At 57.3% G+C, this 10543-nt stretch carries 9 protein-coding genes and 1 pseudogene; 4 read left to right on the forward strand and 6 right to left on the reverse strand.

Annotated features, from left to right (window positions below; translation table 11 throughout):
* Window positions 1–305, reverse strand: a 305-nt coding sequence (locus V6C16_RS04085; protein WP_333542793.1) for a formate dehydrogenase accessory sulfurtransferase FdhD, incomplete at its 3' end; no start/stop codon positions are given.
* Window positions 306–927: 622 nt separating this feature from the next.
* On the opposite strand from V6C16_RS04085, the gene V6C16_RS04090 reads away from it, so the two are divergent.
* The 3 genes from V6C16_RS04090 to V6C16_RS04100 all read left to right on the forward strand — a co-directional run bounded on the left by V6C16_RS04090 (window position 928) and on the right by V6C16_RS04100 (window position 3619).
* Window positions 928–1389: a hypothetical protein gene (locus V6C16_RS04090; protein ID WP_333535566.1), complete on the forward strand. Its 462-nt coding sequence runs from the start codon at window positions 928–930 to the stop codon at window positions 1387–1389.
* Between the two features lie 12 nt (window positions 1390–1401).
* Window positions 1402–2430 (forward strand): GNAT family N-acetyltransferase, encoded by a 1029-nt coding sequence (locus tag V6C16_RS04095; protein WP_333535567.1) that lies wholly within the window; start codon window positions 1402–1404, stop codon window positions 2428–2430.
* Between the two features lie 511 nt (window positions 2431–2941).
* On the forward strand, window positions 2942–3619 hold the full coding sequence (locus V6C16_RS04100) for an outer membrane protein (RefSeq protein WP_333535568.1): 678 nt from the start codon (window positions 2942–2944) through the stop codon (window positions 3617–3619).
* 402 nt (window positions 3620–4021) lie between these two features.
* On the opposite strand, the gene V6C16_RS04105 is transcribed toward V6C16_RS04100, so the two are convergent.
* Window positions 4022–4282, reverse strand: a complete 261-nt coding sequence (locus V6C16_RS04105; protein ID WP_333535569.1) for a hypothetical protein — start codon at window positions 4280–4282, stop codon at window positions 4022–4024.
* 658 nt (window positions 4283–4940) lie between these two features.
* Here V6C16_RS04105 and V6C16_RS04110 point away from each other — a divergent pair.
* A complete protein-coding gene (locus tag V6C16_RS04110; protein ID WP_333535570.1) occupies window positions 4941–6389 on the forward strand; it encodes a DnaA ATPase domain-containing protein in 1449 nt (482 codons plus the stop codon).
* 360 nt (window positions 6390–6749) lie between these two features.
* Here the strand turns inward: V6C16_RS04110 and hybD are convergent, their stop codons facing one another.
* From hybD to V6C16_RS04130, 4 genes and pseudogenes are all read right to left on the reverse strand, one after another.
* Entirely contained in the window at window positions 6750–7292 is a 543-nt protein-coding gene (gene hybD / locus V6C16_RS04115) for a HyaD/HybD family hydrogenase maturation endopeptidase (protein ID WP_333535571.1), read from the reverse strand.
* Between the two features lie 247 nt (window positions 7293–7539).
* Window positions 7540–8244 carry a Ni/Fe-hydrogenase, b-type cytochrome subunit gene (gene cybH, locus V6C16_RS04120; protein ID WP_333535572.1) on the reverse strand — a complete coding sequence of 235 codons (705 nt, stop codon included), beginning with the start codon at window positions 8242–8244 and terminating at the stop codon, window positions 7540–7542.
* A 53-nt stretch (window positions 8245–8297) separates the two neighbouring features.
* Complete coding sequence (locus V6C16_RS04125; RefSeq protein ID WP_333535573.1) at window positions 8298–10112, reverse strand: nickel-dependent hydrogenase large subunit; 1815 nt, start codon at window positions 10110–10112, stop codon at window positions 8298–8300.
* Window positions 10113–10123: 11 nt separating this feature from the next.
* Window positions 10124–10543 (reverse strand): annotated as a pseudogene (locus tag V6C16_RS04130) ([Ni/Fe] hydrogenase small subunit); the annotation flags it as partial.

The following is a 10543-nucleotide window of genomic DNA, read 5'->3' on the forward strand; positions in this document are numbered from 1 at the left end:
CGCGTCTTGACCGCCGTTCCTTTGGCGTCGGTGGCAGCCTGGGGGCGCGACGACGCAGGGGGCAAGATGCCAAGGGACCGTATCTGCCGGGCGTCCTGCAGCAGGCCCAGGGTGAAAAGTCTGCCCACGGCCAGCTCTTCAAGCTTGTCGGGCATGCAGTGCAGACAGGCCACGGTTTTTCCATTGCAGATGAGATTATACGCTTCTTCGCGCAGGAGCAGGTCGTCCACCTCATATCTGCCCAGATGGTTGATGCGTGTAAGGGTAATGGGAAAACAGACCGGGGGATGATGGGGCTTGGACATGCGGGCGGATTTCTCCTTGCGGTGGGATGCGCTGCATTTGCCGCGAGGTCGCGTCTGGCAGCGTAACCGCAGTTTCGGCCAAAACGGGCTGAAAAACAAGAGGCGCTGCAGGCGGGATTGTGCATGCCCCGGACATGACGCGCCAGCCATATAAAATGTATTGTAAAAGAGGTCTTTTCATTAGCGGCGTGCTCACCTAGTATAGGACAGGCGGTACCGGATGCCGGCCGGGCCATGCGTGGCGGAATATCTGCACAGGCTGCCCGGCACAGGGCATGTGCCGCAGGATACTGATGCATGGGACGACGCGCGGGACAGGCGGCACGGGATGCCCGGCTCGTGTTCTAGAGCAGATTAACTTTGAGAATGTACATTCTCAAAGTTTAAGACACGCTCGCTTCGCTGCTTAACCGCGCAAGTAAATAGCTCTGCTGTCTTCATCCGTAACTTCCTTTGTCGTAACGGCTGAAGCTGCGCTTGCATCTTTGCGGCGGGCGACTGCTCACGCAGCCGCCAGAGCAATTTCACTTTGAAATTGCTCTACGGCTCGGGCTTTCCGGCGCAGGCTACCGGCGCGTTGTCCGATCAGAAAAATACGAATCTGTTGCAAGGAGTTTTTGTCATGAAAAAACTTTTGCTCTGCATTTTTTTTGTGTTTTTGGCGCTTCCCGTTGGGGCGGACGACGGCGGCCCGGCGTGGAAGGACTTCAAAGCTGAATGGATGAGCGCGTTCCCCGCCGGCTCGGTGACTGTGCAGGATCAGGGGCAGATAAAGATATGCACTCTGGAGGAAGGCGTGACCGCCACGTTTTTTCTGGATAACGACGGCGTGGTGGAGCGCGCTGTCGTGACCAACATGCTGCCGTCTTCTGGCCGCTACTTCGAAGGAGTTGCCCAGACCATCAGGGTTCTGGCCGGGCAGGACCCGCAGGCGGCTGCCGTGAGCGCGGCCTTTGCCACCTCCGCACCTGCAGTTCTGTGGCGCGCCGCTGGCGGTTTTTGCTTTGAACGCACGCAGGATCCGGGCGCAGGCTGGTTTTTTTATGCCAGCCGCGGCGACCAGTGTCCGACAGAAGTGAAGTAGGCGGGGGCAGCCTTGCGAACGCCTGATTCACGGCAAATAGAAAAACTTGCGTTTCAAGATCTTGAAGGCCATGAGGGCTGGCAGCGGGCCGCCTTGTATTCGGGGCAGGCAGACCCTTTCTGCTGCCTGCCGGCCTGGCAGCTTTCCTTTCATGAGGTCTTTGCCCCGGAACGCCAGCTCATGATGTGGCATGATCCCGGACGGGTCATGAACAGCGTGGTTGTGCTGGCGGAACAGGTTTTTTCCGCAGAGTCGGTCCTGCTGACTCCCATAGATACGCTGTGGTTTTTCAGTTCTCCCCTGCTGGGGCCTCATGCCGTGGATCTGCTGGCCCACGCCATGAGCGATCTGGCCGCGCTGTATCATCCGTATTTTCCCCGCATTGTCATCAGCGGTTTGCAGCCGGGCAGCGTAACGCCCCGCCGCCTCCTTCAGACCTTTGGCCGCAGCTTTGATTTTTTTATGCATTCGGAAACCGTGCAGTGCGCGGCTTCTCTGCAGGGAGGCCTGGATGGCTTCTTGTCCCGCAGGTCAGCCAACCACAGGGCCAAGCTGGCCAAGGGCAGCAGGCGTGCCGATGAGCGGGGCATAATGTATGAGCGGCATGTTCCGGCTTCAGAGGCCGAGGCGCTGGCCGTGTTTGAGCGTATGCTGGCCGTGGAAGCGGAAAGCTGGAAAGGGCAGGGGCAGTGCGGCATGACCGAAGAGCCTGCCCGTGCCTTTTATGCGGCCATGCTGCGACGTCTGGCTCCTGCGCGGGCCGCGCGCGTCATGTTTGCCCGGCATGAAAACAGCGATGTGGGCTTTATTTTTGGCGGCATGGCTGGCGGCATATACCGGGGGCAGCAGTTCAGTTACGACCGGCACTGGAAAGACGCCGGCATAGGCAACCTGCTACAGCTCGAACAGATTGCCTGGCTGTGTGAAGAGCAGGCCGCGCGTTACGACATGGGGCCGGTTACGGGGCCACGCATGGGGTATAAGGCGCACTGGACGGAAAAACGTTTGCCCATTCAGACCTGGCTAATGGTTAAAAAATAGTTCGGTCTCCTTCAGGGCAGGCTGCTTTTGAAGGCAGATATTCCCTGCAAGCTGCGGCAGGCACGGCGGCCGTCGTGTCGCGCATCTACTGCCCTTGCCCTGAAAAGGCTGTCCGCGCAATTCCGGACGCAAGGCCGTAGAACAAGCCTGCCCGCCTCCTTGCTCAGAGCAGTTTCAAGTTCAATGTTCGCAATCCCGATGTCTCACGCCCCACGGCAATGCGGCGCGTTGTTCCTGCACAGGCTTGCGCAACGCTCCCGCCTGCCGAATCTTTTGTCTGCATTTTTTAACATGCTTTTTTAACATGCTTTTTCTTCGGCAGTCGTCACGTTTTTTCCCTGTATTCGTCTGCAAAATTTGAGCGCCCGAAGATGTGCGGCAGGGCGCAAAGCCTTGATACGCGCGCCTCATTGAGAGGTTTTATAGAAAAATTATTGACATTTTCTAGCTAATAAACCAGATTTAAGGCTGCCCTCGTAAAAAAATGAGGGAAAGTACTAGGAGGACTGTCATGAAACGTTTTATAGTCGCTGTGGCGCTTGCCCTTTCACTTGCCCTTCCCGGGCTGGCCGCTGCCGAAGGCACCGGCATGTACCTGGCCCCCAAATTCCTTATGAGCATCCAGAGCACCGGACAGATGGAGCGTTCCAGTGGTCTGGCCGGTAGCGGGGTGGATAATTACAACCAGTTTACCCTTGGCGGCGCTCTGGCCCTGGGCTATGACTTCTGGCCCCAGCAGATGCTGCCCCTGCGCGCGGAAATCGAATTCGCCCTGCGCGGCAACAGCGAAAAAAGCTGGAGCGACGGCGGTTCGAACCTGAGTAGCGTCAAGGGCGTCTGGAACAACTCCACCCTGTTCGCCAACCTGTTCTGGGACTTCCGCAACGATAGCGCCTTTACCCCCTACGTGGGCGGTGGGCTTGGTCTGGCTTTCAACTACACCGGCTACACCCTCAAGGATAACGCCGGCAACAAGTTTGAAGCTGACGACCGCTTCACCAACTTTGCCTGGAATCTGGGCGCCGGTGTATCTTACGACATTAACGAAAGCTTCACCCTTGACGCTTCTTACCGCTTTGTGGGCCTCGGCTATAACGAAGTCAGCTCCACTGTGGGCGGCGTCAAGTACGAAGTGGGCAACCGTCCCTATAACAATGAATTTATGATCGGCCTGCGTTACGGCTTCTAGAGCAGATTAACTTTGAGAATGTACATTCTCAAAGTTTAAGCCACGCATCGCTTCGATGCTTAACCGCGCAAGTAAACAGTTCTGCTGTCTTCGCGGCAGTCGTTGGCGAGCCTGCGAGCCTTACGAATGGCGACAGCGATTGTATGGAAACAGGCGGATCGTTACACATGCTGCCTGCAAGCGTATTTTCCTGCGTTACGATTTCTGAAGCATCCGTAACTTCCTTTGTCGTAACGGCTGAAGCTGCGCTTGCATCTTTGCGGCGGGCGACTGCTCACGCAGCCGCCAGCGTGATGCTGTAGCCATTGCTCTCAGCGATTCGTATTGAGGATATGGCTTTTCAAAGGGTAAACGCCTGCTCTGTCGTTTGACCGAGTATGCAGCCGGCAGTTCGTCATCTGTTTAGAGCAGTTTACGAATGAAACGAGTCAACTGCTCTGCAAGGATTTTCCTGAAAATCCTTGCCACGAAATGCGAGCAGGCAGGCTTTTGCCTGCCGTAAGCAAGCATTTCAAGTGTTAAATGCTCTAAAGACATCTGCTCCCAAGTGCTGTGCCCGCCGCGGGATCGGACATCTTGCTGCATGCCGGTAAATTGCGAGAGCTGAAGCCGCCCCTGCGGGTGGTGAGAGCCACGGCCAAAACGGCGCTGCTTGAAGCGCACAGATCAAAGAGCCTTCCGGAGATTTCCGGAAGGCTCTTTGCTGTTGGCAAGGTGCGCCTGTGGGGCTGTGCAGCCGGGCTGTCAGGGAGGCAGGCCGGACTGCGGTCGTTTTATGTTTTTTTCAGATTTGTCGCAGTTTTCCACAGGCCCCAGGCTTGCTCCCAGGCGGCAGCAGGGCCGGTGAAGTGCGGGCAAGCCTGGCCCACGCAAGACCAGTGGACCGACCGCCCGGATGCATAAAGAGGCCTTCCGCGCGCGTGTCAGACCGCCGCTTTGGCTCATGCTGCCCCGTGTTTGCCGCAAGAGATAAAAAAGAGAAAAAATCTTTTTTCCCCTCTTGACAATCAGTGGGGCCTTACAGTTCGGAACTTTTGGCAAGCATGAATGAAAAATGGAGAATATATGAGAAAAACGGAGTAAAATCATTTTATATTTGTTGATAAAATGTTGCTGTTTTGTTCATATACCATATCCTATTATTCTGTCCCTTACGGGCTAAGGCTTTTCAGGGGGGCCACGGAGGCTGTCAAATAGAAAAAAATAAAATATTTGTAGCAATTAACAAGAATAGCAATTGGGGAAAGCAAAAGCCGCTACCGCCCCAAACAGCCTTTATTCATCAATTGCCCGTCGCCCGGATTTTGGGCTACAAGGCTGCATGCGAGAAAAATGGGCTGAAATTTCTGAAAATCTCAAAAAAATGCTTAAATCCGGGCTTTTCAAAGTCTGGATTGCTCCCTTGCACGCCAGTGTTCATGAGGGGGGGCTTCACCTTGTGGCGCCCAATGCCTATGTGGCCGGCAGGCTGGAAAGCATGATGCTTGCCTCACTGCGTGAGGCTGCCGCACCTGTTCTTGGCCTTGAGCCGGAGCAGGTCGATGTGCGTATCGAGGCAGCGGGGCAAAGTGCAGATGCAGAGATTCATGAGGAAAAACAGGTTGGTATGAAAAACAATCCTGTCGTGGGAACTGAAGCTCCGGCTTCAGCTCCATCTGCCGCTGCGTCTTTTATCGCTCCGTCCAGGGCGCCGCGCCAGGCATCACTGCCGCTTGCGCCTGTGGCCGTGTACCGCGATACACAAAATTGGCGATATTCCTTTGCCGATTTTGTGGTAGGCCCCACCAACAATATGGCTGTTGCCGCCGCGCAGGATGTGAGCCGCAGCTGTGGCTGCGTGCGTACCCTTTTTGTAAACTCCAGTTCCGGGCTGGGCAAGACGCATCTGGCTCAGGCCGTGGGACGCGCCATCAGCGATGAAGGCACCAATGCCCGCGTGGGATACCTTACGGCCGAAGAATTTGCCTCGCGCTTTGTCATGGCCCTGCGGGCGCAGGATATTGAAGGCTTTAAGGCCCGCTTTCGCGAGCTGGATGTGCTTCTGATGGAAGACGTGCATTTTTTTCAGGGTAAGGAAAAAATGCAGGATATGGCCCTGGCAGTGGTTAAAAGCCTTCAGGCCAAGGGCGGGCGCGCCATCTTTACCTCTTCTTTTTCACCGCGCGAACTGCAGAAGGTGGACAGCCAGCTTGTGTCGCATTTCTGTTCCGGCATTCTGACCGACATGGGCCGTCCCACCAAGGACATGCGCTGTGATATCCTGGGGCGCAAGGCCAGAACATTTCAGGTGCTTTTGCCCGACACTGTTTGCGAGCTGCTTGCCAGCCGCCTGACGGGCGACGTGCGCCAGATGGAATCCTGCCTCAACAGCCTTATCTTCAAGGCGCGCCTGCTGAACTGCGGTCTCAACGTCGATCTGGCAATGGAAGTTCTGAGCCAGTACGCGGACGTGGCCTGTGGGCCTGATTTTTCCACCATCCTGCGCCTTGTCTGCGAAAGCTACGGGCTTAACGAACGTCAGCTGGCTTCGCGCTCACGTCGCAAGGAATGTGTGGTCGGACGCAATACCGCTTTCTATCTGGCCCGCAAGCATACGGAGATGACCCTGGAAGAAATCGGAGAAAAATTCAACCGCCGCCATTCCACCGTTATCAAGGGCATCACCTCGCTTGAGCGCGAACTGTCCAGAGAATCCACCGAGGGCCGCCGTATTGCCCGTGCCGTATCGCTCATTGAGCGGAATGCGGGACTGGCTGAGCGCCCCATGTAAAGCTTTGCCGCCATACGGCGCAAAAGCGGCCCGGTTTTCAAAGACCGGGCCGCTTTTGTCATATGTCTTTCATCTGGATACGCTGTGAGCCTGATTGGATCACGCTGTGGCTCGCCGGAAAGGGCCTGCAAGCGCAATTTGGGTGCGCGGTTAAGCGCCGGAGCGAGCGTCCTGGAAGCAGTGGGAATGGATACTCTCAATGCAAAAATGCGCTAGAGCAGTTTCACTTTGAAATTGCTCTGGCGACTGCGCGAGCAGGCGCCCGCCGCGAAGGCGTAAGCGCAATTTATTTGCGCGGTTAAACGCCGAAGCGAGCGTGTTTTAAACTTTGAAAATATACATTTTCAAAGTTAATCTGCTCTAAAGAACGGGACTTTCCGCCAGCAGCAGGGCATCCAGAGCAGAGGCCGACAAGTGGCGGGGTTCTTCACGCCGCTCAGGCGTTACGCCCCACTGGCGCAGCACCTCAAGGGCCATGTCTTCGCCTTTGCCAAGGCATTGGGCCACGGCCGGGGAAAGAGCCGCACCAAGAGTCATGGCGGCAGGCTGTACGCCGATCAGTGCGCAATGCTCCGGCATATTGCCGCGCAGCGTGGCAAGGCCAAGAACTTCGGAAAAGCTGTTCTGGTGGGGGCCGATTTTTTGTGCGGTAAGATAGGCGGGCATCTGCTCTCGCAGCACCATCTCCCCCGGTTCAAGGCCAAAATCCACTGCATCCAGCACAAGCAGCCTGTCCGCGCGCTCCACGTAGGTCAGCAGGGTTTGTCCCTGAGTGCCGCCGTCCACCACTTCCACGTAGTCGGGAAAATCCCAGCGGGCATAGAGGTTTTGCGCCAGTCTGACGCCGTAACCTTCGTCGCCGTAAAGAATATTGCCGAGACCGATGATAATTACCGCTTCCATGAGACATCCTGTTTTTCTATGCAGGCCGTGCCTGCAAGCAAAAGACGGCTCCACTGGAGTGAAGCCGCCCTGTTGTTGCTCCTGAGCAGGTTCCAGAGCGGTTTGCCTTGAGACTGCTCCGGCGGCCGCGCGGCCAGGCTGCTCTGCCAGGTCACGCGGCCATGAATCAATCGCACTGTGCCTGCGTGTCAAGCGCTGCAGCGAGCGCCGTGACACGTGGAGAAGTTACTCTCAACGGCAAAATGCCCTAGGTTTTGCGCCGCTCTCTGTAGCCGCTGAACATGGTGGAAACCAGGGTGGTCTTGCCCATGATCTCTTCACGGATGACCATGTAGATATGCACGGTTACAAAGGTGACCAGAAGAAGCATGCCCAGCCTGTGCAGGCTGCGCAGTTCCTGGCCGTTGCCGCCTATCCAGTAGGCGAAGTCCAGCACGAAACGGAACGGCTTGAAGAAGGCCAGGCTGCTGGCTTCGGCATACATGCCAAGACCGGTAAGCATGATAACGAGCATGAAGACCATGCCCACGGCCATGCCTGCCTGGGCCAGGGGATTATGCCCCACGTGGGCGCGCGGCTCTTTGTCCAGAAAGAGATACCAGCGGATGTCGTGCCACAGGTCGTTCCACCAGGCTTTGCTCCAGACAGGCAGGATGATCAGCTCGCGCGAGTAGCGGTTGCCGATAATGCCGTAGAGATAGCGCAGTATTGTGGAGATGATGAGAATAAAGCCCGCAATGAAATGCGCCATGCGGGTGTAGCCCATATAAAAGGTGTCATAGGCAGAGGTTCCGGCCACGGAAAGCCAGGGTTTTCCTATGATGTACCCGGTAACGATGAGCACGCACACACAGACCACCATGACCCAGTGCCAGATGCGTATGGGCAGCTGGTACACATAGATGCTTTTGCCCACGGGGACTTCGGACGTGCTTTGTCTTGTATCGCTCATATCGTTCTCCTACGCTTGGGGCGTGTGTGCGCCGGGCGTCAGCGGGGCCGGAGCTACATGCCCCTGTCCATGCGCACTGTGAGCAGATCCTTGCCGTCGGGACCAATGATGTGGGTCGAGCAGGCAAGGCAGGGGTCAAAGCTGTGCAGGGTGCGCAGAATTTCCAGCGGCTGTTCGGGTATAGCCATGTGGGTATTCATCAGCGACGCCTCATAGGCGCTCAACTGGCCGTCGGGGCTGCGAGGCGCGCCGTTCCATGTTGTGGGAACCACGCACTGATAGCTTTCGATTTTTCTGTCCCTGATTTTAACCCAGTGTCCGAGAGCGCCGCGCGGGGCTTCGGTAAAGCCCACGCCCCGCAGTTCGCTTGTGGGCCAGGTTTCGGGGCTCCACTTGGCGGTATTGGCTGTGGCGCGCACGCCGTTTTTGAGGTTGGCGATAAGGCGGTCGTAAAAATAGCGCATTTTTTCCGCCGACCAGGCCAATTCCAGAGAACGTGCGGCTATGCGGCCCAGGGTGGATTGCAGCACCGTAACTGGCACACCGCCCGCGCGGCCCAAAAAGTCGTCCACAAGGTCCTTGATGTCGTCATTTTTACGGGTGTAGCCGATGAGCATGCGGGCCAGGGGGCCGACTTCCATCTGGTGACCGCGCCACAGCGGCGTCTTGAGCCAGGAATAGCGGTCCCGTTCATCCACCTGCTTGAGGTCCGTGGGCGTACCCTTGATGTTGGGACCGGGATTGTAATGCGGCTCGGTGACGCCTTCCCAGGGGTGCAGACCGGTTTTTCCGGCGGGGTAGGGCTTGTACCAGGAATGGTTGACGGTTTCCTGGATTTCTTCGGGATTGGTCAGGCTTACGGGCAGCACTTCGTTGAAGTTGCCGTTGATAATGGCCCCCGGAGGCATGAGCAGGCTTTTTTCGGTGTAATCGTTGGCAATGTCGGGAATGCCGCCGTAGGCCAGTACCGAAAGCTTGGACAGGCCGCCGCCGATATTGAGCCAGTCCCCGTAAAATCCGGCCAGGGCCAGTGTGTCGGGGATGACCACCTGCTGGGCGAAGGTGCGGCAGCGCTCGATAACCTGAAGCACGAAGTCCAGGCGTTCCTGATTGATGACGTCGGCCGCGCCCACGCCGTCAATGTTCAGGGAGCAGGGAACGCCGCCCACCAGCCAGTTGGGGTGAGGGTTTTTGCCGCCGAAGATGGTGTGGATGTGTACCACGTCTTTCTGGAAATCCAGAGCCTCGATATAGTGGGCGACCACCATAAGGTTGGCTTCGGGCGAGAGCTTGTAGGCGGGGTGTCCCCAGTAGCCGTTGGTAAAGATGCCAAGCTGGTTGGAATTGATGAGCTTGAGCAGCTTGTCCTTGACCGACTTGAAGTAGCCCGGCGAAGAATTGGGCCAGGGAGACAGCTTTTGCGCCAGTTCGGACGTTGCCTTGGGGTCGGCCGTGGAGGCCGAGACCACGTCCACCCAGTCCAGCCCCGTAAGGTGGTACAGGTGCACGAGATGGTCGTGGTACATAAGGCAGAGCTGCATGAGGTTGCGGATGATGTTGGCATTGTCGGGAATATCAATGCCAAGGGCGTTTTCCACCGCATGCACCGAGGCCAGGGCGTGCGTACCCGTGCAGACGCCGCAGATGCGCTCGGTAAAAGCCCAGGCGTCGCGGGGGTCGCGCCCCTTGAGGATGATTTCTATGCCGCGAAAAATGGTGCCGCAGGAAACGGCATTGGTGATCACGTTGTCGTCGTTGATATTCACTTCGCAGCGCAGATGGCCTTCAATGCGGGTTACGGGGTCCACAACGAGGCGGCGGCCCGCGTCAACAACAGTATATCCTTGCGTCGAATATTCATAGGACATGGGTGCGTTCCTTAGCTCTTGCTGGTGTCGTCGTTAACTTCCGGGGCTTTCTTCTTGTCGCAGGCATGGCGCACCATACTGGCCGCGCCGTGAATGGCGACACCGGCGGCCACGCCCGCCACCGCCGCAACCCCCACGCTTTCAGCCGTGGAGTTGATTCCCATGTGCGGGATGGTGGTGATGCGGTCGTAGAACGATTGCTGGTCCCAGAAGTTCTGCTCCGAGCAGCCGATGCAGCCATGCCCGGACTGGATGGGAAAGGAAACGCCGTTGTTCCAGCGGGTGGAGGGACAGGCATTGTAGGTGGTAGGGCCTTTGCAGCCCATTTTGTACAGGCACAGGCCGGAGCGCGCGCCTTCGTCATCCCACGATTCCACGAACTGGCCCGCGTCAAAGTGGGCGCGGCGGTAGCACTGGTCGTGCACGCGCAA

It is taken from the genome of Desulfovibrio sp. 1188_IL3213 (genome assembly GCF_036763145.1).
GTDB lineage: Bacteria > Desulfobacterota > Desulfovibrionia > Desulfovibrionales > Desulfovibrionaceae > Desulfovibrio.

Bases quoted from the DNA above. Each gene is read 5' to 3' on its own strand.
- V6C16_RS04100 (WP_333535568.1), top strand. From the start codon at position 2,942: ATGAAACGTTTTATAGTCGCTGTGGCGCTTGCCCTTTCACTTGCCCTT.
- hybD (WP_333535571.1), bottom strand. From the start codon at position 7,292: ATGGAAGCGGTAATTATCATCGGTCTCGGCAATATTCTTTACGGCGAC.
- cybH (WP_333535572.1), bottom strand. From the start codon at position 8,244: ATGAGCGATACAAGACAAAGCACGTCCGAAGTCCCCGTGGGCAAAAGC.
- V6C16_RS04090 (WP_333535566.1), top strand. From the start codon at position 928: ATGAAAAAACTTTTGCTCTGCATTTTTTTTGTGTTTTTGGCGCTTCCC.
- V6C16_RS04125 (WP_333535573.1), bottom strand. From the start codon at position 10,112: ATGTCCTATGAATATTCGACGCAAGGATATACTGTTGTTGACGCGGGC.
- V6C16_RS04110 (WP_333535570.1), top strand. From the start codon at position 4,941: ATGCGAGAAAAATGGGCTGAAATTTCTGAAAATCTCAAAAAAATGCTT.